This is a genomic window from Streptomyces sp. NPDC048416 (genome assembly GCF_043200435.1).
GTDB lineage: Bacteria > Actinomycetota > Actinomycetes > Streptomycetales > Streptomycetaceae > Streptomyces.
Genome location: NZ_JBICXU010000005.1, coordinates 291,763 through 314,366 on the forward strand (window position 1 = coordinate 291,763; position 22,604 = coordinate 314,366).

At 72.3% G+C, this 22,604-nt stretch carries 22 protein-coding genes; 16 read left to right on the forward strand and 6 right to left on the reverse strand.

Annotation, left to right across the window (positions count from 1 at the left end):
* The first annotated feature begins 362 nt into the window (after positions 1 to 362).
* Complete coding sequence (locus ACGFW5_RS09545; protein ID WP_393833601.1) at positions 363 to 701, forward strand: MerR family transcriptional regulator; 339 nt, start codon at positions 363 to 365, stop codon at positions 699 to 701.
* A gap of 73 nt (positions 702 to 774) precedes the next feature.
* On the opposite strand, the gene ACGFW5_RS09550 is transcribed toward ACGFW5_RS09545, so the two are convergent.
* Positions 775 to 2,013 (reverse strand): PP2C family protein-serine/threonine phosphatase, encoded by a 1,239-nt coding sequence (locus tag ACGFW5_RS09550; RefSeq protein ID WP_393833602.1) that lies wholly within the window; start codon positions 2,011 to 2,013, stop codon positions 775 to 777.
* A 358-nt stretch (positions 2,014 to 2,371) separates the two neighbouring features.
* Between ACGFW5_RS09550 and ACGFW5_RS09555 the strand changes: the two genes are divergently transcribed.
* The 4 genes from ACGFW5_RS09555 (at position 2,372) to ACGFW5_RS09570 (ending at position 6,005) form a co-directional block, all read left to right on the forward strand.
* A complete protein-coding gene (locus ACGFW5_RS09555) occupies positions 2,372 to 2,632 on the forward strand; it encodes a DUF6059 family protein (protein WP_393833603.1) in 261 nt (86 codons plus the stop codon).
* On the forward strand, positions 2,629 to 4,416 hold the full coding sequence (locus ACGFW5_RS09560) for an acyl-CoA dehydrogenase (protein WP_393833604.1): 1,788 nt from the start codon (positions 2,629 to 2,631) through the stop codon (positions 4,414 to 4,416). The genes ACGFW5_RS09555 and ACGFW5_RS09560 overlap by 4 nt, the downstream gene beginning before the upstream one ends.
* Positions 4,416 to 5,267 (forward strand): 4'-phosphopantetheinyl transferase family protein, encoded by an 852-nt coding sequence (locus ACGFW5_RS09565; RefSeq protein WP_393833605.1) that lies wholly within the window; start codon positions 4,416 to 4,418, stop codon positions 5,265 to 5,267. The genes ACGFW5_RS09560 and ACGFW5_RS09565 overlap by 1 nt, the downstream gene beginning before the upstream one ends.
* Before the next feature lie 132 nt (positions 5,268 to 5,399).
* Complete coding sequence (locus tag ACGFW5_RS09570) at positions 5,400 to 6,005, forward strand: DNA-binding response regulator (protein WP_393833606.1); 606 nt, start codon at positions 5,400 to 5,402, stop codon at positions 6,003 to 6,005.
* A 15-nt stretch (positions 6,006 to 6,020) separates the two neighbouring features.
* Here the strand turns inward: ACGFW5_RS09570 and ACGFW5_RS09575 are convergent, their stop codons facing one another.
* The 4 genes from ACGFW5_RS09575 to ACGFW5_RS09590 all read right to left on the reverse strand — a co-directional run bounded on the left by ACGFW5_RS09575 (position 6,021) and on the right by ACGFW5_RS09590 (position 11,063).
* A complete protein-coding gene (locus tag ACGFW5_RS09575) occupies positions 6,021 to 7,271 on the reverse strand; it encodes a sensor histidine kinase (RefSeq protein ID WP_393833607.1) in 1,251 nt (416 codons plus the stop codon).
* Positions 7,272 to 7,493: 222 nt separating this feature from the next.
* Positions 7,494 to 8,495, reverse strand: a complete 1,002-nt coding sequence (locus ACGFW5_RS09580) for a hypothetical protein (RefSeq protein ID WP_393833608.1) — start codon at positions 8,493 to 8,495, stop codon at positions 7,494 to 7,496.
* Positions 8,496 to 8,595: 100 nt separating this feature from the next.
* Positions 8,596 to 10,896 carry a TOMM precursor leader peptide-binding protein gene (locus ACGFW5_RS09585; protein ID WP_393833609.1) on the reverse strand — a complete coding sequence of 767 codons (2,301 nt, stop codon included), beginning with the start codon at positions 10,894 to 10,896 and terminating at the stop codon, positions 8,596 to 8,598.
* Positions 10,896 to 11,063 carry a hypothetical protein gene (locus tag ACGFW5_RS09590; RefSeq protein WP_393833610.1) on the reverse strand — a complete coding sequence of 56 codons (168 nt, stop codon included), beginning with the start codon at positions 11,061 to 11,063 and terminating at the stop codon, positions 10,896 to 10,898. The genes ACGFW5_RS09585 and ACGFW5_RS09590 overlap by 1 nt, the downstream gene beginning before the upstream one ends.
* Before the next feature lie 312 nt (positions 11,064 to 11,375).
* Here ACGFW5_RS09590 and ACGFW5_RS09595 point away from each other — a divergent pair, with 312 nt between their 5' ends.
* From ACGFW5_RS09595 to ACGFW5_RS09620, 6 genes are all read left to right on the forward strand, one after another.
* A complete protein-coding gene (locus tag ACGFW5_RS09595) occupies positions 11,376 to 12,194 on the forward strand; it encodes a BTAD domain-containing putative transcriptional regulator (protein ID WP_393833611.1) in 819 nt (272 codons plus the stop codon).
* Between the two features lie 170 nt (positions 12,195 to 12,364).
* Positions 12,365 to 13,138 (forward strand): cyclase family protein, encoded by a 774-nt coding sequence (locus tag ACGFW5_RS09600; RefSeq protein WP_393833612.1) that lies wholly within the window; start codon positions 12,365 to 12,367, stop codon positions 13,136 to 13,138.
* Entirely contained in the window at positions 13,135 to 13,908 is a 774-nt protein-coding gene (locus ACGFW5_RS09605; RefSeq protein WP_393833613.1) for a thioesterase II family protein, read from the forward strand. The genes ACGFW5_RS09600 and ACGFW5_RS09605 overlap by 4 nt, the downstream gene beginning before the upstream one ends.
* Positions 13,909 to 14,052: 144 nt before the next feature.
* Positions 14,053 to 15,327, forward strand: a complete 1,275-nt coding sequence (locus tag ACGFW5_RS09610; RefSeq protein ID WP_393833614.1) for a beta-ketoacyl-[acyl-carrier-protein] synthase family protein — start codon at positions 14,053 to 14,055, stop codon at positions 15,325 to 15,327.
* Positions 15,324 to 16,598, forward strand: a complete 1,275-nt coding sequence (locus ACGFW5_RS09615) for a ketosynthase chain-length factor (RefSeq protein ID WP_393833615.1) — start codon at positions 15,324 to 15,326, stop codon at positions 16,596 to 16,598. The genes ACGFW5_RS09610 and ACGFW5_RS09615 overlap by 4 nt, the downstream gene beginning before the upstream one ends.
* 97 nt (positions 16,599 to 16,695) lie before the next feature.
* Positions 16,696 to 16,962, forward strand: coding sequence for an acyl carrier protein (locus ACGFW5_RS09620; protein ID WP_393833616.1), 267 nt, complete (start codon positions 16,696 to 16,698; stop codon positions 16,960 to 16,962).
* A 171-nt stretch (positions 16,963 to 17,133) separates the two neighbouring features.
* On the opposite strand, the gene ACGFW5_RS09625 is transcribed toward ACGFW5_RS09620, so the two are convergent.
* The gene (locus ACGFW5_RS09625) at positions 17,134 to 17,571 is read right to left on the reverse strand and encodes a nuclear transport factor 2 family protein (protein ID WP_393833617.1); all 438 of its coding nucleotides are present in this window, start codon (positions 17,569 to 17,571) and stop codon (positions 17,134 to 17,136) included.
* A gap of 219 nt (positions 17,572 to 17,790) precedes the next feature.
* On the opposite strand from ACGFW5_RS09625, the gene ACGFW5_RS09630 reads away from it, so the two are divergent.
* The 5 genes from ACGFW5_RS09630 (at position 17,791) to ACGFW5_RS09650 (ending at position 22,591) form a co-directional block, all read left to right on the forward strand.
* Entirely contained in the window at positions 17,791 to 18,576 is a 786-nt protein-coding gene (locus tag ACGFW5_RS09630; protein WP_393833618.1) for an SDR family NAD(P)-dependent oxidoreductase, read from the forward strand.
* Positions 18,577 to 18,608: 32 nt separating this feature from the next.
* The gene (locus ACGFW5_RS09635; protein ID WP_393833619.1) at positions 18,609 to 19,583 is read left to right on the forward strand and encodes an aromatase/cyclase; all 975 of its coding nucleotides are present in this window, start codon (positions 18,609 to 18,611) and stop codon (positions 19,581 to 19,583) included.
* Positions 19,576 to 21,147, forward strand: coding sequence for a class I adenylate-forming enzyme family protein (locus tag ACGFW5_RS09640; RefSeq protein WP_393833620.1), 1,572 nt, complete (start codon positions 19,576 to 19,578; stop codon positions 21,145 to 21,147). Before ACGFW5_RS09635 ends, ACGFW5_RS09640 begins: the two co-directional genes overlap by 8 nt.
* A 66-nt stretch (positions 21,148 to 21,213) precedes the next feature.
* Positions 21,214 to 21,846: an antibiotic biosynthesis monooxygenase family protein gene (locus ACGFW5_RS09645; RefSeq protein WP_393833621.1), complete on the forward strand. Its 633-nt coding sequence runs from the start codon at positions 21,214 to 21,216 to the stop codon at positions 21,844 to 21,846.
* Positions 21,839 to 22,591 carry an SDR family oxidoreductase gene (locus tag ACGFW5_RS09650; protein WP_393833622.1) on the forward strand — a complete coding sequence of 251 codons (753 nt, stop codon included), beginning with the start codon at positions 21,839 to 21,841 and terminating at the stop codon, positions 22,589 to 22,591. Before ACGFW5_RS09645 ends, ACGFW5_RS09650 begins: the two co-directional genes overlap by 8 nt.
* Positions 22,592 to 22,604 lie beyond the last annotated feature (13 nt).

Genomic DNA, 22,604 nt, shown 5'->3' on the forward strand with positions numbered 1-22,604 from the left:
TACAGGTAAGTGCGGTCAGCGGTAACAGCAGTAACAAGCAGTACGCAGTAACAGAAGCACGCAGTACCCGTTCGGTACGTGCGTGATCCAGAGGGAAAGAACGGAGGAGCCGACGCCATCAGGATCGCCCGGACGCCACGCGTGTCCGGGTACCGCAGGACATCGACAGTGAGGTGGTCTCCGGTCACGCATCCGCGATCCCCGCAGCCCCGGCGGTTTCTCGGTCGGGTCCGCGGACACACAGGGCCGGCGCAGCATTGGGGCCGGCAGATGGTGTAGCAATTCCTTCGGGGCCCTGGTGCCGGTACGGCGCCAGGGCCCCGCCATGTGCTCCCGAGAGGTATGTGTTCCCGAGAGGTGAGATGACAGCAGACGATTGCTTCGGACGTCTCGACGACGACGATTACCCTGCCTTCACCATGGGCCGAGCCGCCGAAATACTCGGCACCACTCCCGCCTTCCTCCGAGCCATCGGGGAAGCGCGCCTGATCACCCCGCTCCGCTCGGAAGGCGGCCACCGCCGCTACTCCCGTTACCAGTTGCGCATCGCCGCCCGTGCCCGGGAACTCGTCGACCGCGGCACACCCGTCGAAGCCGCGTGCCGGATCGTCGTCCTGGAGGACCAGCTGGAGGACGCCCGGCGCATCAACGCCGAACACCGCCGCGCCACCGGATCGGCCGGTCCCTCGACCGCCGCCTGAGGCGGAGCGTGCCGGTCGGCGCGCCCGCCGACCGGCCACGAGGGCACCGAAGCCTCGGCGAGCGGCCCTCATGTCACCGCCCGTGGGCGGTCCGGCCCATCCGTGAGGGCGCGGAGGCGCCGGCGAGGTCGGCGCCGGTGTCGGCGTCCCGTCGAGAATGGCCGACGCCGTGCCAGTCCAGGCACATCACCGTCGCGTCATCCTGGAGATGCCCCCGATTGGCGTCCACGACCGCCGCGATGAGCGTGCGAGCGGCCTCGCGGGGATGCAGCTTCCGGCTGCGGACGATCAGGTCCGACAGGTCGACGGTGGCGGCTCCGCGCTCCAGCATGCCGTCGGTCAGCATCACCAGCCGGTCACCCGGCCGCAGGTCCAGGGTCTGGACCCGGTAGGCGTGGGGGACCTGGAAACCGAACGGCATGTCGATCTCCGGCGTGATCTCCCGTACCTGCCCGTCCCGCAGGCGCAGCGGCCAGGGATGCCCGGCATTGATGAATTCGGTCGTGCCGTCGACCAGGCTGATGCGCAGCAGCTGGCCGGTGACGTAACTCTGGCGGCCGTGCTCGCGCATGGCCCGGTCGGCCTGGCGGGCCTGCTCGGCGAGCCCGGCGCCGGCCCGGCGCGACCGGCGGAGCGCGCCGACCAGGAGGGTGGCCAGCAGCGCCGCCTCGACGTCGTGGCCCATGGCATCGGTGACGGAGAGCTGGACCGTGTCCCGGTCGATCACGTAGTCGAAGGTGTCACCCCCGACATGGTCGGCCGGCTCCAGCGCTCCGGCGACCGCGAACTGCGCGGCCTCGCACGCCAGGGACGCCGGGAGCAGCCGGTGCTGGATCTCCGCGGCCAGGCTCAGCGGGGTGGTGCGGCGGCCCCACTGGTACACGTCGGTGAAGGACCGGTTGGCGATGACGATGTACGCGAGGGCGTGCGCCGTCTCGCCGATCTCCCGCATCACCTCCGCGTCCGGCGCCGCGGGCAGGAAGAGTTCCAGGAGCCCGATCGCGTCCCCCCGGTTGGTCACCGGCGCGACGATCCGCACCAGCGCGCCGTGGCCCTTGTCCTCCACCCTCGGCCGCTGCGTGCGGATCACGTCGTCGTACAGGGTGCCCCGCAGCATGATGCGCCGGGCGGGCTCGTCGGTCTCGACGCTGCCCGCCGCCCCCAGCCGCACGACCGAGCCGCCGGTGAAATCCGTGATCAGGAACGACACCGACGCGGCTCCCAAGTGCTCCTTGAGTATCCGCGCGACCACGTCCAGGGATTCGACGGGCGCAGCGGTCTCCGCCGCCGCCAACGTCCCCGCCAACGTCATCGCCGCGCCCCGGCCACCCCCGTTCCCCGCAGCGCCCGTGCTCGGCCCACCGCCCCCGTCAGGCCCTGGCCCCCATACGGTCACGGCGACTCCTCGCTCCTCGCTGATGCCGGGGCCCGCGCCCAGCCGGCGCGCGACAGCCGGCCGAGCCCCGTGCCGGGCAGATGTCACATTGGACCACAAAGCCCCCGGAGGACCCCGGCTCACCTCCGCCCGCTCGCACCGGTCGCCAGGTTCTGGCCGACGCCGTGCCTGCGAGCGGCCCGCGGGGCTCGGCGCCACGGTATGCCGGGGTCGAGTGCGGATCTAGCGGGGGGAGGGATGGTGAGGGGGTCTGTAGAGGATCGAGGTGAGCTGGGTGGCTTTCAGGTGTGTCGGGCGATTGCTGGCGTTGGGCGTGGTACGCGGCGCGAAGGGCGTGTGGCGGGGACTGGTCGCTTTCGGTGAGGCCATGGTGGGTGGGCTTCCCGGAGGTGGTGAGCAGGACATGCTCACCGGACCGCTCCCCGGGCATCCCGAGAGACTGCTGACCGATGTCCCGCTCAGCGCTCTGGAGCGGGAACTCGTACGGGAGCTGACGAAACTGAGCTACTGGCCTCCGACGAGGAGTTTGTGGTGAACGCGGCGACGACACAAGCCGAAGCCGCGGTGCGGCGAAGGATCACGCAGGTCGAGAGGGCTCTTCAGGACCCGGACGACCCGGCGAACCCGGCCGGTTTCGCCGCCCTGCTGTCGGCGGACGAACACTTCGCGTGGCCGGCCGAGGCCGAGCGGCGACTGGACGCGATCGGCTTCGGCGCCGAATTCGTCCCCGTGGCGCTCGGCGGCAGACTGGCCCGGGCCGATGTGCTCGCACGCGTGCTGCGCCCCGTGTTCCGCCGCGACGTGGCACTCGGATTCGGGTACGGGATCACCTCGCTGTTCGCCGCGTCGGCGGTCTGGGCCGCGGGGTCGCAGGGGCAGCGCACGCGCCTGGCGGAACTGATGCGGGGCGGCGGCCGGACGGCGGTCGTGCACCACCGCCTCGCGCACGGCAACACGATGTGGCAGGGCGAACTCACCGCCCGCCGTGACACCCACGGATTCACGCTGGAGGGCCGTAAGGAGGACGTCGTCAACGCCGAGCGGGCCGGGGCCTTCGTCGTGTACGCGAGGACCGGCGAAGGCCGGGGAGCGGCGAGTCATTCCGTGCTGCTCCTTGAGGACGTGGAGGCGCAACCCGGACTGCGGGTGCTGCCGCGGCGGTTGAGCACGGGGATGCGCGGCTGCCGGTTCGCCGGCCTGGAGTTCACGGACCACCCGGTGCCCGCCGATGCCCTCGTCGGCGAGCGGGGCGAAGGGATGCGGCTGGCGCTGCGCACGTTCCAGCTCAATCGGTCGCTGGTCTCCTCGGTGCTGCTGGGCGCCGCCGACACGGTACTGCGGGCCGCCGTGCGGACCGTGGCGACGGACCGAAAGAGCCGACCCGGCGGCCGCCAACCCGCGGTGCTGGCCTCGGTCTTCGCCGACCTGCTGCTCTGCGACACGATGGCGACGGCGGTGCTCCGCTCGCTGCACCTGTTCCCGGACAGCGGCCACCTGGGGGCCGCAGCGGTGAAGTACCTGGTGCCCGATCTGGTACGGGAGGACCTGGAGGAGCTGGGCACGGTGCTCGGCACATCGGGCCACCGGCGCGACAGCGCGCAGGGATTCCTGAGCAAGCTGCTGCGGGACCTGCCCGCCGCAGGCCTCGGGCACATGGGCACGGCCGCGTGCCAGGCGGTGCTCATCCCCCAACTCCCGCTCCTGGCAAGGACGTCGTGGGGCGAGACACCGGATCCGCCGGACCTGCTGTTCGCCGTCCAGGAACCACTGGCGCCGCTCGCGCTGGAATCGCTGGCGGTGGCGGGAGGCGAGGACCACCTCGTTGCCGCGCTGCTCGGCGCGGCCCACAGGCTCCGCGACGGCGACGGCGGCGCGTCAACGGATCACGGGGACGGCGCGACCCGGGCCGCGCTGCGTACCGCCGTGGAGGCGTTCGCGGCCGAACTGGCGCAGCTGCGCGCGCGGTTGTGCGAGGCGCCGCCGCACGACCGTACGTTCATGGCGAGCGCGCGCTGGGCGGCGCTCACGGACCGGTACGTCCTGGTGGCGGCCGCCGGGGCCGCGCTCGGCCACTGGGTGCGCCTCGACGGCACGGACCCCTTCCTCGCCGACCCGGCCTGGCTGGTGCTCGCGCTCACCAGGCTCGCCGGACGGCTGGGCATCAGGCTCCCCGATCCCCCGCCGGGCTGTGTGGAGCGGGTGTACGGCGAGGCGGTGGCCCGCCTGCGTACCGGGCGTGCCTACGACGTGCACGGCGTGGCGCTCGACGGATCGGATGCGGGAGCGGACGGACACCGACGGCCGGGGAGGGCAGCCTGATGGCGGGGCGAGACACGGTGTCCGCACCGATCCACATGGCGAGCCCCGACGGCCACTGGCTGCGGGTGCGCGAGTCCCTGGCGTTCTTCGGGAACGCGGTGGTCTACGCGAACTGGCAGCAGTGGCGGTCCGCCGTGGCCGCGGAGCCCGAACTGCGCTCCCTCCTGGGCAACAACGACTGGCAGCGTTTCAGCGCCCTGGACAAACCCGAGGTCAGGTACCGTTTCGCGGTCTCCAGGATGCTGGTGCGGCACGCCGCGAGCGCCGCACTACAGGTCCTGCCCGAAGCGGTGGAGCTTGCGTACAAACCGGGCGGAAGGCCGTATCTGCGGGGCTGCGACCAGATCGACATCAGTCTCAGCCACACCCTGGACCTGGTCGTGGTGGGCCTCAACCGGCTCGGCCGGATCGGGGTGGACACGGAGCTGGCGCGGCGCAGGCTGCGGTACTCGCAGGTGCACCGGCAGATCTGCACGGCGGCGGAGCGCAGGGCGCTCGCCCCGCTGCCCGAGTCCGAGCAGGAGGCGGAACTGCTGCGGACCTGGACGCTCAAGGAGGCGTACACCAAGGCGCTGGGGCAGGGCATGCGGATGGGATTCACCCAGTTCGGCTTCGACCCGGAGGGACGTGAACTACAGACACCGGACGGGGACGCGGCGTCGTACGGCGAGTGGTCGTTCGGCACCTTCGGACTGGATCTGAACGGCGGCCCGACATCGAACGACGGCTACGTGGTGAGCGTCGCGTGCCAGGACGCGGGACACGGGGCCGTGGAGGACACCTCGGTCGGCACGATGCTCGACGAGGGATTCCTGGGGGAGGTGGTGGATCTGCTCGGCAGGGGACGCTGAGGGTCAAGTCGGCCGGTGCGAGGCGTGCTTGGTGGTTTGTGGGTGAAGCGGTGACCTTTTACTACCGAAGACGTTGCGAACTGCATAATGGCGATCAACAAGCGCTACAGGACTTGGCACTATGGGGGAAAAATGATCAGAGTGCTGATCGCCGAAGACTTGCACATGCTCAGGAAGGCTCTGGTGGCGCTGATCGAGCTGGAGTCCGACATCGTGGTGGTGGCCGAGCTCTCCAACGGCGATGACATCGTTGCCCGAGCACAGGCCGAACGGCCGGACGTGGCCGTACTGGACATCGACCTGCCGGGCACGGACGGGATCACCGCCGCCGGTGAGTTGCACACGGCGGTCCCCAGCTGTCGCACCCTGATCCTCACCAGCCTCGGCCGCCCCGGGAACCTGCGCCGCGCGGTGGCCGCGCATGCCTCGGGCTTCCTGCTCAAGGACACCGAACCCGAGCGGTTGATCGCCGCGATCCGCGCGGTGGTGGCCGGCGAGCGCGTGGTGGACCCCTCGCTCGCTCTTGCCGCGCTGGAGCCGGAGGCCACCACGCTGACCAGCCGCGAGCTCGAAGTGCTGCGGCTGGCGGCGCAGGGCGACGAGGCCCGGCAGATAGCGGCCCGGCTCTTCCTCTCGGCGGGCACGGTCCGCAACTACCTGACGTCCACGGTCAACAAGCTCAACGCCCGCAACCGCGTGGACGCCATCCGCATCGCCCGCGAGGCCGGCTGGCTGTGAGCCGGGGGGTGCCGGTCAGCGGCCGTACGCGGCGCCGCCGGCACCCTCCAGCCGCGGGTCGCCCACTTCCAGGGAGTGGTCGAGTTCCCCGTTGTCCCGCTCCACCGCCGGGAGTTCGATGACGGCTTCCAGCACGAACCAGCCGTCGCACCGGCCCGCCGCGGTCAGGGTGCCGCCCAGCGCCTCCACGCGGGTGGCCAGGTTGCGGATGCCGCTGTTGCCGTTCCCCTCCTCGCACGCCAGGGGCTGAAGGCGCACGGCGCGCCCGTCCACACCGTCGTTGGCCAGCCGCAGGGTGACCGTACGGCCCCGGCGCAGTGAAGTGATCGTGCAGCGCGAGGCGTTGCTGTGCCGGAGCATGTTGGTCAGGCCCTCACGCAGGACGGTGGCCAGCGTGGTGTCCACGTCCCGCGGCAGGGTCCCGCACTCGACGCGTGCGACGGCGGCGATGTCGAGCGCGCCCAGCATGGACTCGGCGTCGGCCACCTCCGTGGCCAGGTTCATGTTGCGGTAACCGCTGGCCACCGCGCGAACGTCGGACAGGGCCTGCCGCGAGGTGCTCAGGATCTCCGTGAGCTCCTGCTGCACCCGACCGGCGCCGTCGGGCAGCAGCCGGTACGCCAGCTCACACTTGAGCGTGATCGTGGACAGGCTGTAGCCGAGCAGATCGTGCAGATCGCGAGCGAAGCGCAGCCGCTCCTCGTCCACGGCCATCCGCGCCAGGTCCGCCCGGGACTGATGGACCTCGGCGACCATGTCGGTCAGCCGGGAGAGACCGAAGACCACCAGGCCGGTCAGCACGGTGGAGACGCCGGTGTACGACAGGTCGCGCCAGCCGAGCCCCACGAAGAACTGCAGTACGTCGGTGCTGAGCACGATCAGCAGGAAGCAGGGCCACGCCAGCACCTCGGGCAGCACGAGCAGCACCGAACCCGACAGCAGGCCGGGCAGCGGCAGCCACGCCTGCTTGAAGGTGAGGAAGGGCACGTACGTCAACAGGGCCTGAAGCACCAGGAGCAGCAGCCGGTGCCGGCCGAGCCGCGGTATCAACCGGGGGAAGGACACGAGGAGTTGGATCGTGAGGACCACCAACAGCAGCACCACGGCCTGAGCCAGCGTCCCGGGGGAGGGGTTGCCGCTCCATTCATAGGTGAGCGCGACGAAACAGAAGGCGCACAGCACCACCGTCGTGATGGTCATGGCGAGTCTCGGTGCCAGGCTCTTGGAGCTGTTGACCCGTGAGGTGATCAGTCCGGCCTTCGGCACACAGCCAGCATCCATCTGCTCTGTCCTCCCCGTTGATCCGGCAGCGGGCCCGAGGCTCGTCGCCGGTAATCGCTTGCTCGTGTGCGCAGGCTAACTACGCACGGCCCCTGCTCGCCACGCTGCGACGGGTTCCTGTCCGAACGCTGATACAGGCTTGGTGCTTCGCACCGTCCACGCCGGCTTCCTGGCGGGCCGGCGCGGGCGAACCGATCAGTAACGCCCTCACGCCGGACTCCGTAAGCCCGGCCGGCCGTGATGCCCGTGCCGCGGTGCCGACGCCCTCCCCAGCCGGCGCGCACCGGCCGAGACCACGGCCGCGGCGACCAGGGACAGGGTCCGCTGGAGCGCGCCGATCCGGCCACGGCAGGGGCCGCCCGGCGCGGGCCAAGTGGCCTTGCCCAGCAGGAAATACAGGTCGTGCGCGGCGTCGACAGCGGTCTTGCCGGGCGGCTGTCCGGGCGCCGACGGTGCGTTGCCGTTTTCGTTGCCGTTGCCGTTGCTGTCCGCGTCGGGCCGGCCGGAGTGGCGCCGCTTCTCGGCGCTCCCGCCGCGCCCGGGCTCGGCGAACTCCACCAGGCCGGCCGCGGCCAGGTAGGACAGGGCGGTGTCCACGAAGGCGGCGGGCAGGTCGGGGATGTCGTGCTCCGCGGGCGGGACGGCGCCGATCGTGTTCCGGGCCGTGCCGCCGAGCCCGACCAGCAGCAGGGACGCCTCGGGGCGCAGCAGTTCGGCGCGGTGCAGGGACAGGGGGGACTCCAGACACAGCCCGCCCCGGGGGCGCCGCACCACGGTGCGACGCGACAGGCGCGCCGTCGCGTTCCCGGGCGGCGGCACCGGCGCGAACCTGGCCCGCGCCGACAGCGGGACGACCGACAGGAGCGGCAGCGAACCGACGGCGATGGTGCGCACCACCACGTGCTGGATCCGGCGCAGCACGTCGAGCAATTCGGTCGCCTCGGCGCTGAGCACCGTACCCGGCTCGACGGCCCCGCTCTCGGGGAAGTCCGCGACGACGTTGCGCAGCGAGACGGGGCCGATGTCCATCCGGCGCAGTGCTTCCCTGACGGCCGGGCCCGGGGCATCGACCCGTAGCTCCCCCCAGCGGGTGTCGAGCACGACGGGGCCCGCCCCGTCGGAGGGGTCGCAGCCGGAGTTCAAGAAGGTGTCGTCGCGCAGGGACCACAGCTCGGTGAGCCGGGGCCCGGCAAGGTAGCCGATCAGCAAGAGTCGAATCCAGGTTCGGTTGTCGTGGCCGTCCGCAGGGGAGCCCGGGCGTCACGAGCGAGGAGAACGGGCAAGCCGTGGTGCAGGGGTGGGCAGCGGGTCAGAGGAAGAGGGGGAGCGGGTTCAGGTCCTCGTACGCGGTGGGGGCGGCGAGCCGGCCGAGCCGCACGGGGACGTCGAAGAGCCGGCCGGGCGCGAAACGCGCCCAGTGCGGGCGCAGGCCCGGCACGATCACACGGACCACGGGCAGTCCCACGTCGGGGCGGGTCTGGTCCAGGACCAGGAGCTCCAGGCCGGCCCGGGTGACGATGTCCTTGGCGGCCGAGACGTCATCCAGCAGGTCGGCGCGCGGCACATGGGGATGGTCCGCGGCGCGCACGGCGGGTGCGGCCGGGTCGGGCAGCAGATGGGGCTGCTCGCCGGCGCGGGCGGTCCGCATCCAGCGCAGGGTCTCGGGGTCGGTGAGGGCGTAACCGGTGCCGTCGTGGCGGGCGTCCAGCACCGGCGGCAGCAGCTGATTGATCTCGGTCAGGGCGCGGCGCAGCGCGACCCGCGGGTCGAAGTGGGCGCCGAACCCCAGCACGATGTCCTCGGCGGGCTTGTCGACGCGCCGCGACAGCGCGGCGAAGACGGGCACACCGAGGTCCGCGGTGAGGTCGAGGGCCCAGACCTCGCGGTGCAACGAGGCGTGCACCGTGCGCAGTTCGGCCGTCCAGGGATCGCCGAAGGAGTCCAGGTCGACGCCGGGCCGGCGGGTGCGGTTGTACCACCACAACGCCACCGCGTCCCGCTCGACGAGTTCGAGGAAGCCTTGCAGCACCGCGTCCTCCAGGCTGCCGCCCGCGGCGGTGCCGTTGGAGTTCGCGTGGCAGTAGCGGCCCGCGTCCAGCTGCGCGGTGCCGTAGTACAGCAGGGAGGTCGGCAGCAGCCGGTGCCGGCCGGAGGTGAGCGACCACACCGGGGTCCACTCGATCTCGGCGCGCTCGGCGCGCTCGTCGAAGGGCTCGGGCACACGGTGGAAGTGGCTGTGCTCCGCGTTCCAGCGGTGGCGGTCGCGGAACTGGCGCGGGTCGAAGAGCTGCACGTCGTCCGGGTGGACGGCCTCGTCGCCCAGCTCGCGCAGGGTCGCCCGGCGGACCGGCTCGTCGCCCTGGAAATGGCCGCAGTGCCGCTCCATCGCCTCGGCGAGGGCGCCCACCCTGGCCTGGAGGGGAGTGGCACCCTTGCCGGAGCTGGTGCTGCGCAGCCCGGCCCGCAGGGAGGTGAGTCCGTGTGTGCCGGCCGCCGGATTGTGCCCGGCGTGGAAGGAGTTGAGGAAGGCGGGGCCCCGCGGGTCCCGGCGGATCTCCTTGACGAGCCCGGTGATCGGGTCGACCAGGTGCCCGTACCGGTTCAGCATCTCCTCGCAGCCCACCGCCCGGTGACCGCCGCCGCCGATGTCCTGCTTGGCGCGCGGGACGAGAGTGACGGGCGAACTGACCTGACGGCGCATCAGGTCCGGGTCGCCGCAGGAGACGCACTGCGGGCGGCGCTGTACGGGGTGGCGTCCGCCGGTGAGGTCGAGGCCGTCCAGCGTCCACAACTGCCGCTGGCCCGCATGGCGGTGGCCGCCCAGCCACTTGACGGCCTCAAGGACCGCCAGGTGCAGCCCGGCCAGCCGGCCGGCGGGCAGGGAGCAGGAAGGCCGGGGAAGTGGCCCGGAGCGGTGCAGCATGCGCTGCACATGGGCCTCCACCGGACGCCCGCGCCACAGCCGGTCGGCCAGGCAGTGCCAGCAGGGCCCGTCGGCCGCGCCGAAGAACGGGCCGATCCAGGTCTGCGTGCCGCCGGTGCGCACCGGCAGCCAGGCCCGGCCCGCCGCCCGGTGCTCGGCGTCGATGGCCTTGAGTGCGGGGTCCAGATAGTCCTCGCAGTGCACGAGCGTGAGGTCCGATTCGAGGGCCCGGGCGGCCGGCACGGTGTCAAGGCCCGCCGCACCGGCCGCCCGCTCCAGCTCGTCGGCCGCGGCGTTGCCCACGGCGGTGACGTGCACCCGTTGGGCCCGCAGCTGTTCCGACGCGGCGGGCCCGGACAGGCCCGCCGCTTCCCAGAAGGCATGCTCGGCCGCTGTTCCGGGTGCCGGAAGGGCGGGGCGCTCGGCCAGCAGCCCGGCTCGGGAGAGCCGGGCCACCAGCCGGTCGGCCTGCTCCTCGGACATGATGTCCGAGGCCTCCCGCAGCACCGAGTCCAGACGGCGTGTGCCGTCCAGGAGCGGCGCCAGCCGCTCGACCTGCTCGCCGTGCAGCGCGGTCACCCGCTGGTCCGAAATCAGGTACACGGCTTCGCCCGGTACGGCCTCGACCCGCAGATGCGGCTTGAAGCCCAGGTAGGTACCGGCACCGGAGAACGGGGCGAGGGTCATCAGGCGGCGATGTGGGTGAGCCGGCCGTCCTGGTGGGCGGAGGCGGGGAAGGCGGCCTCGGCCCAGCACACGAACGTGTCGGTGGGCGGCGCCCAGGGGGAACCGTGGACGAGGTCCTCGATCAGGTCGTCGAACTCGTCCATCGCGCCGAAGGTCTGCAGGGCCATCGTGTCGTCCTCGCTGTGAATGAGTGGGGGTGAACAGGGGCACTGGTGCTGTCCCGCACCGTTGTGGGCGGGCTGCCGCGGTGACAGCCAGAAGTCTGCTGGGGCCGGGAGGGCCGGACCAGTGCCAGCTTCATGCTCGGGGGGTGAAAAGTTCATGGGTGGCGTGTGTGCGATGTGGGCCGGGTTCGGGAGTGCGGCACTGGGGCGCGGCGGTGTCCCTGCGACATGCTCAAGCGGTCATGAGAGCCGGTGCGAACCGGCCACCCACGACGTCGGCGGATTCACCCCGCGGACCACATCTCGGAGAATCCCATGGACATCAAACTTCTGGGCCCCTTGAGCGCCGAGCTGAACTCGGTCTCGATCACCCCCAACGCGGGCAAGCCCCGCCAGCTCCTTTCCCTGCTCGCGATGAACGCGAACCAGGTGCTGCCGGTGCCGACGCTGATGGAGGAGATCTGGGGCACCGAGATGCCCCGCAGCGCGCTCACCACCCTCCAGACGTACATCCTCCAACTGCGCCGGCTGATCGGCGCCGCACTGGGCCCCGACGCGTCGAACGGCGCCAAGGACGTCCTCGTGACGCGGCACGGGGGCTACCTGCTCCAGATTCCGCAGGAGTCCGTGGACGTGCACGCCTACGAACGGCTCGTCGCCGTGGGCCGGCAGGCGATCGGTGACGGCGACGACGTGGCCGCCTCGGCCGCGTACGGCGAGGCACTGTCGATGTGGCGCGGCCACGCGCTGGTCGACGTGCGGATCGGCCCGCTCCTGGAGATCGAGCTCGCGCGGCTGGAGGAGAGCCGGCTCGGCGCCCTGGAACGGCGCATCGAGGCCGATCTGCGGCTGGGCCGCCACAACCAGCTGCTGGCCGAGCTGACCACGCTGATCGGCCGGAACCCGCTGCACGAGAACCTGCACGCCCACTGCATGACCGCGCTGTACCGCGCGGGCCGTCGCTGGCGGGCGCTGGAGGTCTACCAGGGGCTGCGGGGGCGCCTGGTGGACGAGCTGGGTCTGGAGCCCTCGGCGCCCCTGCGGAGCCTGCACCAGGCGATCCTGGCCGCCGACCCGTCGCTGGACGCGCCCGGCACCGAACGCGGTCCCGTGGCCGAGCTGTACGTCGCCTGACCCGACGCGGGCACATCGCGGTCCCGGCCCCCCGCCCCCCTCCTCCCGGGCGACGGGGACGGGCCGCGGCCGGGCCTCGATCCGCACTCCAGCCCGGACCTCCACAGTGCACGCAAGGGTTCCGCCGTGTCGTACGGCCGGAACGAGACACACCGCGTGTGGGAGGAACCTTGCGCATCATCGACCTTTCACAGCCGATCGACGCCTCCGGCTGGGAACCAGACCCGATCACCCACGAGATCATGACGCCGGCCGAGGGCGCCCGCCACATGAGCGAGGAGATGCGGGAACACTTCGGCCTGGAATTCGATCCCGCCGAACTGCCCGGCGGCGAACTGCTCTCCCTGGACACCCTCACCCTCACCAGCCACACCGGCACGCACGTGGACGCCCCCTCGCACTACGGCTCGGCCGGCGACTACGGCGTACCGCGCCACATCGACCAGATGCCGCTGGACTGGTTCCTGCGCCCCGCGGTCGTCCTGGACGTGAGCGACGTCGGCGTCGGCGTGATCGGCGTGGACCGCATCGAGGCGGAGCTGGACCGGATCGGATACCGTCCGCGCCCGCTGGACATCGTGCTGCTGCGCACCGGCGCGGACCAACACGCCGGAACGCCGCGCTACTTCACCGACTTCGCCGGACTGGACGGACCGGCCGTCGATCACCTCCTGGACCTCGGGGTGCGCGTCATCGGCACCGACGCGTGGAGCCTGGACGCCCCCTTCACCGACATGATCGGGCGGTACCAGAAAACCGGCGACCGCTCCACGCTGTGGCCCGCGCACTTCGCCGGACGCCGCCGGGAGTACTGCCAGATCGAGCGGCTGACCCGACTCGGCGCACTGGAGCGGCCGTTCGGCTTCCAGGTCGCCTGCTTCCCCGTGAAGATAGCGGGCGCCGGGGCCGGCTGGACGCGGGCCGTGGCCCTGGTGGAGGAGTGAACGAGGACGGGCGCCCGCGCCTGTTCTGCTTCCATCACGCGGGCGCCGGGGTCAGCTCCTTCGCCCGCTGGCAGCGGGTCTTCGGCGAACACCGCGAGGTGGTGCCCGTCCTGCTGCCCGGACGTGACGCCCGCGCGGCCGAGCCCAGGATCACCGACCCCGACCGGCTGACGGCCGAACTCCTGGACACCTTGGGGCCGTTGCTCGACCGCCCGTACGCGCTGTACGGGCACAGCCTGGGCGCCCTGGTCGCCCACACCCTCGCCCGCACCGTGGCCCGGCTCGGTCTGCGCCGGCCCGACCGGGTGGTGCTGGGCGCCGCGCTCCCCCCGCACCTGCCCTCCCCACTGCTGCCCGCCCCCTTCCCGCCGGACCACGAACTGCTGTGCCGCCTGGTGGCGCAGGGCCAACTGCCCCGGCAGGCCCTGGAGGAGGGCGAGGACGGCGTCTGGCACCGCAGGGCGCTCCCGGTGATCCGCGACGACCTGAAGCTGGCCGGCGCCCTGCGCGACACGGCAGGCGGCCCCCCGCTGGACGTACCCGTACTCGCGGTCGCGGGCCACGACGACACCGTCGCGCCGGTCACCGAGATCGGACAGTGGCGCGCCTACACCACCGCCGGCTTCGCGCTGCGCACGGTCACCGGCGGTCATTTCTTCGTGCGCGACGCGCGGTTGCCCGGCCTGCTGCGCGAGGAGCTGGACGGGGAGCTGGACGGGGCGACGCCGCCCTCCCCAGCGGCCGTCCGGTCGGGATCGAGCACCGTTTGAGCACCGTGGCGCACCGTCGAAAGCACCTTCGGGAACACCAACACCTTCAGTGACCCGAGAACCGAACAGAGAGGACGTGGTCGTGAAGACAGAGCGCACCCGTCACCGCATCCGGGCCGCGCGGCTCCGGAAGGGTGGGCAGCGATGAACCGTCGAGTGGTCATCACCGGAATCGGTGTTGTCGCCCCCGGCGGGACCGGGGGAACGCAGCAGTTCTGGTCCTTGCTGACCGAGGGCCGCACCGCGACCCGGCCCGTCTCCCTGTTCGACGCGTCCTCCTTCCGGTCCCGGATCGCGGCCGAGGCCGACTTCGACCCGGTCAGGTCGGGGCTCACCCCGCGGGAGATCCGCCGCATGGACAGGGCCGCACAGTTCGCCGTGGTCAGCGCCCGCGAGGCGGTCGCCGACAGCGGCCTGGACCTGGAGGCGCAGGACCCGTTCCGCATGGGCGTCACCATCGGCAGCGCGGTGGGCGCGACGACCGGTCTGGACACCGAGTACGCGGTGGTCAGCGACAGCGGCGCCAAGTGGCACGTGGACCACGAGTACGCCGTGTCCCACCTGTTCAACCACTTCGTGCCCAGTTCCTTCGCCACCGAGGTGGCCTGGGTGGTGGGCGCCCAGGGCCCGGTGGGAGTGGTCTCCACCGGCTGCACCTCGGGCCTCGACGCCGTCGGCCACGCCGTCGAGCTGATCCGGGAGGGCAGCGCCGATGTCATGATCGCCGGCGCCACCGACGCCCCGATCTCGCCGATCTCGGTCGCGTGCTTCGACGCCATCAAGGCGACCACGGCCCGCAACGACGACCCCGAGCACGCCTCGCGGCCCTTCGACCGCACCCGCAACGGCTTCGTGCTGGGCGAGGGCTCCGCCGTGTTCGTCCTGGAGGAGCTGCACGCGGCACGTGCGCGCGGCGCCCATGTCTACGCGGAGATCGCCGGCTTCGCCTCCCGCTCCAACGCGTACCACATGACGGGCCTGCGGGCGGACGGCAAGGAGATGGCCGAGGCCATCCGCGTCTGCCTGGACGAGGCCCGGCTCGACGGGACGGCGGTCGACTACATCAACGCCCATGGTTCGGGCACCAAGCAGAACGACCGGCACGAGACCACCGCGTTCAAGCGGAGCCTGGGCGCACACGCCTACGACGTCCCCGTCAGCTCCATCAAGTCGATGATCGGTCACTCGCTGGGCGCCATCGGATCGCTGGAGATCGCCGCCTGCGCCCTGGCCATCGAACACGGCGTCGTCCCGCCGACGGCCAACCTGCACGAGCCCGACCCGGAGTGCGACCTGGACTACACCCCGATCACCGCGCGCGAGGCACGGATCGACACCGTGCTCAGCGTCGGCAGCGGCTTCGGCGGATTCCAGAGCGCCATGGTTCTCACCCGGCCCGACAAGAGGGAGGCGGCATGAGCGCCCCACAGGCAGAGCGGACCGCGCCCGTCGGCGCGGCCCACGACGGCGGGGCCCGCACCGAGGCCCCGGTCTTCACCGGCATCGGCGTCGCCGCGCCCAACGGCCTCGGCACCAAGGACTGGTGGAGCGCCACCCTCGCGGGGGAGAGCGGCATCCGCCCGGTGAGCCGCTTCAACGCCTCCCGCTACCCGGCCACACTCGCCGGGGAGGTGCCCGGCTTCGACGTCACCGAGCACATCCCCAGCCGCCTGATACCGCAGACCGACCACATGACGCGCCTGGCCCTCACCGCGGCGGCCGAGGCCGTCGAGGACAGCGGGCTGGACCTGAAGGAGCTGGCGGAGTACGCGGCGGGCGTGGTCACCGCCGCGTCGGCGGGCGGCTTCGAGTTCGGCCAGCGCGAGTTGGAGGCGCTGTGGAGCAAGGGTGGCCAGGCGGTCAGCGCGTACCAGTCCTTCGCCTGGTTCTACGCCGTCAACACCGGGCAGATCTCCATCCGGCACGGACTGCGCGGCCCCAGTGGCGTGCTGGTCACCGAGCAGGCCGGCGGCCTTGACGCGGTCGCCCAGGCGGGCCGTCAACTGCGCAAGGGCAGCCGGGTGATGGTCACCGGAGGTGTGGACGGCGCGATCTGCCCCTGGGGCTGGGCCGCGCAGCTCAGCAGCGGGCGCCTGAGCACCCGGGACGACCCGCGCGAGGCGTATCTGCCGTTCGACGCCCGCGCCAACGGGCATGTGCCCGGCGAGGGCGGCGCGATCCTCGTCCTGGAGGACGCCGCAGCGGCCCGTGAGCGCGGCGCCCACCGCTACGGCAGGCTCGCGGGCTACGCGGCCACCTTCGACCCCGGGCCCGGCCGCGAGGGCGAGCCCGGACTGCGCAGGGCCGCGGAACTCGCCCTCGCCAGGGCCCAGATGACACCGGCGGACGTGGACGTCGTCTTCGCCGACGCCTCCGGCGTCGCCGAGCTGGACCGGCTTGAGGCGCAGGCCGTCAACGCGGTCTTCGGGCCCGGCGCGGTGCCCGTCACCGCGCCCAAGACCATGACCGGCAGGCTGGCGGCGGGCGGCGCCTCGCTCGATGTGGCGGCGGCGCTGCTGTCCATCAGGGACTCGGTGATCCCGCCCACGGTCAACGTCACCGAGCTCGCCGAAGGAATCTCCCTAGACCTGGTCACCGAGCTGCGCCGGGGTCCCGTGCGCACCGCGCTGGTGCTCGCCCGCGGCTTCAGCGGCTTCAACGCCGCCGCGGTGGTGACCGCCGCCCCGTGACCGGGCGCCCCGCTCCGCTCCCAGCCGGCCGGCTCGCGGCCGGATGTCCCCCACCACCGGTCCCGAGAACGGGTTCCGTACCGAAAGGTGTTTCTTCATGGCTGAGATGACGCTCAAGGAACTGACCACGCTGCTGCGCGAGTGCGCCGGTGAGGAGGAAGGCGTGGACCTGGACGGCGACGTCATGGACGTCCCCTTCGTCGAGCTGGGCTACGACTCGCTGGCCGTCCTCCAGACCACCGGCCGTATCGAGCAGGACTACGACGTCCAGATCTCGGACGACGCCGCCGCCGAGGCGCACACGCCGCGGATGCTGCTGGCCTTCATCAACGAGAGCCTGTCGCAGTCCGCCGCCGCTGCCTGATCCCGCCACCCGGCAGCAGCCCCCGCCGTCCGCCCGGAGCCCTCGCTCCGGGCGGACGGCGTATGCGTACGCCCACGCGGGCGCGGCCCCGTGCGCATCCGGCGGCACGCGCACGAAAGCGCCGCGCCCCGGCCGTGGGCACGGTCGGGGCGCGGCGCGCGGGAGAGCGGGTCAGGACAGGTCGTCGCGGTAGACCTGACGGTGCTTGACCTGCCAGCGTCCCTCCACGCGCACGAGCAGGTCGTCGCAGCGGGTGCTGACGTGCAGCTTGGCCTGGCCGCCGCGCGGGGTCTCGATGACGATGGCGTAGCACTGGGCGAACACCTCGTCCGGGCCCCGGCGTTCGGCGTTGACCATGCCGAGCCAGTGCCGGCGCTGGATCTTGTTGGCCGCGTAGTCGTCGGTGGCCTTGCGGGCCGCGGCGGCGATGCCCGCGCGCCCCTCGGCAGGCTGGGGGTGCGCGTTCGCGGCGAAGACGCCGTCCTCGGTGAAGGTGTCGGCCCAGTCCTCGGCCCTGCCGCTGTCCAGCAGCTGCATCTGGCCCGCGTAGAACTGCTGGATCTGCGCGTGCAGGACGGCCTCGGCAACGGCTGTGTCCGTGGTGGTCATGCGGGTCCCTTCTCGATGAGGCGTGGGGTTCGTTCGCCCGCGAGTCTGCGCGAGCCGACTCAAAACGCGATGGAAGGCCGCTCGACCGCCGGTGGCGGGGGCCCGTCCAGCTCCGCTCGATCCCCCGTCGAGAGCGGCCCGGCACGTTGGTCCTCGTCAACGTCCTCAACAACGTCCGCAACGGACGTCCTCCATCAGTGGGCGAAGGGAGCGTGCACCATGACGAACGACGAGACGCGGGTCGCACTGGTCACCGGCGGTACCAGTGGCATCGGCCTCGCGACGGCCAGGGACCTGGGCGCCAAGGGCTTCGCGGTCTTCATCTGCGCGCGCGGCGACGAGGCGGTCCTCCAGACCGTCAAGGAGCTGCGTGCCGAGGGCCTCGAAGTGGCCGGAGCCACCGCCGACGTGCGCCGTGCGGAGTCGGTCAAGGCCCTGGTCGCCGCCGTGATCGAGCGGTACGGCCGGATCGACGTCCTGGTGAACAACGCGGGCCGCAACGGCGGCGGCGTCACCGCCGACCTGACCGACGAGCTCTGGTACGACGTCATCGACACCAACCTCAACAGTGTCTTCCTGACCACGCGCGAGGTCCTGAAGCAGGGCGGTCTCCAGGGCCGCGGCTGGGGCCGCATCATCAACATCGCCTCCACCGGCGGCAAGCAGGGTGTCGTGCTCGCCGCCCCGTACTCCGCCTCCAAGCACGGCGTGATCGGGTTCAGCAAGGCGCTCGGCAAGGAGCTGGCACCCACCGGCGTCACCGTCAACGCGGTCTGCCCCGGCTACGTCGAGACGCCGATGGCCCAGCGGGTCCGCCAGGGCTATGCGGCCGCCTTCGACACCACCGTCGAGGACATCCAGAAGCAGTTCGAGGCGAAGATCCCGCTCGGCCGCTACTCGACCCCCGAGGAGGTCGCGGGTCTGGTCGGCTATCTGACCACCGACACCGCCGCCTCCATCACGGCGCAGGCGCTCAACGTCTGCGGCGGCCTCGGCAACTACTGAGCATCCCGAACCAAGAGAGGTAGGAAACCCCCGTGTCCGTTGACGTCTCCGCCCCCACCGCAGCGTCCAAGGAGCACCGGACCCTGCACAGCACCACCATCGAGGCACCGGCCGATGTCGTGTACGACATCATCGCCGACGTCTCCCGCTGGCCGCAGTTCTTCGCTCCCAACGTCCACGTCGAGCAGCTGGAAGGCGACGCACAGCGCGAGCGCATCCACATCTGGGCCACCGCCAACGGCGAGGTCAAGCACTGGATCTCGCGCCGTGAGCTGGATCGCGCGAACCTGTCGGTGACCTTCCGCCAGGAAGTCTCCCAACCGCCCGTCGCCTCCATGGGCGGCAAGTGGGTGATCACCCCGATCTCCCCGGCCACCTCCCTGCTGGAGCTGTACCACGACTTCCGTGCCGTGGACGGTTCGGCCGACGGCGAGCAGTGGATCCGCGCCGCCCTCGACCGCAACAGCGCCGCCGAACTCGACGGCATCAAGCGCATCGCCGAACTCGCGGACCGACTCGACGAGTTGATGTTCACCTTCGACGACACGGTGCACGTCGACGCGGACGGCAAGGACGTCTTCGACTTCCTCGACCGTGCCGATCTGTGGCCCGAGCGACTGCCGCACGTCGCCCGTCTCGACCTGACCGAGAAGACCCCCGGTCTCCAGGTCATGGCCATGGACACGCGTACCGCCGACGGCTCCGTGCACACCACCGAGTCGGTCCGCGTGGTCTTCGGCGAGAACCGGATCGTCTACAAGCAGACGACCGTGCCCGCGCTGATGACGGCCCACACGGGTCGCTGGACGATCGTGCCGGCCGACGGTGGTGGCGTCGACGTGACGTCCCGGCACACCGTGATCATCAAGGCGTCCGCCGTCGAGCAGGTGCTCGGCGAGGGCAGGACCGTCGCCGACGCCCGTGCCTACATCCACCGGGCCCTCAGCACGAACAGCACCAACACCCTCAAGCACGCCCGTGCGTACGCGGAGAGCCGCCGTGGCTGACGGGCGGCCGTACGCCCGCGACGTGCCCCGCCGGCTGGACGCCCTGCTGAGCGAGGCGGCCGCCTCGGCCCCCGACCGCGCCGCTCTGATCCACGGCGCCGGCCGGGTCACCTACGGCGAGCTGGACCGGCGGGTGACGGCGGCGGCCGCGGCCCTTCGCGCGCTGGTGCCCGGCACGGGCGCGACCGTCGCGGTCGCCTCGGTGCTGCACCCGGACTTCGCCGTGGCGTATTACGCGGCGGCCCGTGCGGGCCATGTCGCCGCCGTGGTCAACCCCCTGCTGGGCGAGGACGATCTGCTGCACGTCCTCACCCTCGGCCGGGCCCGGCTGGCGTTCGTCGACGCCGCGCTGTACGAGCGGCTGGCCGCGGTCAGGGACCGGCTGCCCGACCTCGAACAGGTCGTGCTCATCGGCGACGGCGCCCGGGAAGGACTCACCCGGCTGCGCGAGCTGGTGGACGGCGCGCCGTCCGGCGCGGTCCCGCCCGCGGCACCGGCCGGCCCCGACGACGTGGCCTGCGTGCAGTTCACCAGCGGCACCACCGGGCGGCCCAAGGCGGTGCGGCTCACGCACCGCAACCTCACCGTCAACGCCGACCAGATCGCCGTGGCACACCGCCTCACCGCCACCTCGGTGAGCGTCAACCACCTGCCGACGTTCCACCCCATGCACCTCAACTCCGCGGTGCGCGCCGTCGCCACGCAGGTGCTGTGCACCGGCCGCGAGCCGTTCCACGCGGTGGCCGCCGCCAACGAGCACGGCGCGACACATCTGTACAGCCTGCCGGTGCGGCTGGCCCGGCTGGCCGCGGACCCGGGCCTGGACGAGCTGGGACTGCGTACCGTCACCCGGATCGCCTCGGGCGGTTCGGGGCTGCCGGTGGCCGCCGCCGCCAGGCTCACCGAGCGCTTCGGCATCCCGGTCTTCCAGGGGTACGGACTGGCCGAGACCTCACCGCTGACCCACAGCGACGACCCCGACCATCCGGTGCACGGCTCGGTCGGCAGGCCGGTCGAGGGCACCGAGTGCCGGGTGGTGGACGTGGAGAGCCGCGCCGTGCTGCCCGCCGGTTCGGTGGGGGAGGTGCAGCTGCGCGGGCCCCAGGTGATGAAGGGCTACCTGGGCGGCCCCGACGGCGCCGGCCTGGAGCCGGACGGCTGGCTGAGCACCGGCGACGTCGGGCGGATCGACGACGAGGGGCGGCTCTTCCTCGTCGACCGTCTCAAGGACGTCTTCAAGTGCGACAACTTCCTCGTCGCGCCCTCCGAGGTCGAACTGGTCGTCGCCCGGCACCCGTTGGTGCGCGAGGCGGTGGTCGTCGACCTGCCCGACGAGTTCAGCGGCGCGGTGGCCGGAGCCCTGCTCGTGCTCGACCCGTCGGTGGCCGCGCAGGACACCGGACAGGCCGTCGCCGACGCCGTGGCCTTCGTGAGCGACCGCCTGCCGTACTACCAGCACATCCGGTACGCCCACGCCGTCGAGGCGATTCCGCGTTCCGGCAACGGCAAGATCCAGCGTCGGCTGCTGCGCGAGCGACTGCTCGGTCTGCGGGCCGACGTCTGAGCCGCCTTCCCCGCCCGAGCGGCCGCTGCCGCCGCTCTTCCCCTTACGCACCAGAGAGGCGCGCCCATGCCCGCACCGCTGTTCACCGTGATCAACACTTTCCTTCTCAAGGACCCCGCAGGCGCCGAGGACTTCGAGCGCCGCTTCCTCGACCACGTCCGGTGGATGAGGGCGCAGGAGGGGTTCAGGGCCCACCAGGCCGTCCGCGCCACGGAGCGGCCCGAGGTCTATGTGAACCTCGGCTGGTGGGCGGCGCCCGACCTCTTCAAGCAGGTCATGGCGAGCGAGACGTTCCAGGAGCACGCCAAGGAGTTCCACCGTCTCGTGGACGTCACCGCCGATCCCTCCCTCGGCATCCTGCGCATCGACGCCGAGGACACGCGGGCGGCGGACGGCGGGGGCGTCGTCCTGGTCGAGCGGTTCACCGTCACCGGTGAGGCGGAGGCGTTCGAGGGCGCCTACCGCGCCTACGCCCAAGCGGCCGCCCGCCTCGACGGCTTCGGCCACACCGACCTCGCCAAGTCCCTTGTACGGCCCGGGGGTTACTCCGCGGCCACCCGGTGGAGCGGACCGGCCGCCTACCGGGCCGCACACCGGAGCCCCGAGTACGCGGCCGTGCTGAAGCTGGCCGACGTCGAGACGCTGCCCGCGTCCCCGGTCGCGGGCAACCGCTCCCCCGAGGTGATACGCCATGCCTGACATCGGCCTGGACACCAGGGTCGCGCTGGTCACCGGTGCGACCCGTGGGGTGGGGCTGGCTGTCGCGCGCAAGCTGTGTGCGGCGGGCGCCACCGTCGTACTGAACTACGCCCACAGCGCGGACGACGCCCGCCGTGCCGTCGAGGAGCTGGCACCGCTGCGGGGCGAGGCGCTGGCCCTGCGGGCCGATGTCACCCGGCCCGAGGAGCTGGACCGGCTGCTCGGGCAGGTGGGGGAGTGGTACGGGCGGCTCGACGTGTTCGTGCACAACGCGGCCTCCTGGCACCCTTCGACCGCCGTCGGCGCGGACCCCGCCGGGGTGCGCGCCGACCTCTCGGCCGCCCTGGACCCGCTGCTGCACGGCGCGTCCGCGATCGCCGGCCTCATGGCCGGGGGCCCGGGCCGCATCGTGGCGGTGTCCAGCAGCGGCGCGCACTCGGTCGTGCCGCGCTATGTGGGCCCCGGGGTGGCCAAGGCGGCGTTGGAGAGCCTGGTCCGCTATCTCGCGGTGGAGCTCGCGGGGCGGGGGATCGCCGTCAACGCCGTCTCCACCGCCAAGATCGACAAGGGACCGGGTACGCCCCAGCCGGAGGTGAGCGCCGCCCTCGCGGCGCGCACCCCCGCGGGACGGCTCACCACGCCCGGGGACGTGGCGGACGCGGTGGCTCTGCTGTGCACGGATGAGGCCGGATGGATCCATGGCCAGGTGATCACGGCCGACGGCGGCCTGGGCCTGCGGGGCTAGAGAGGAACGGGAC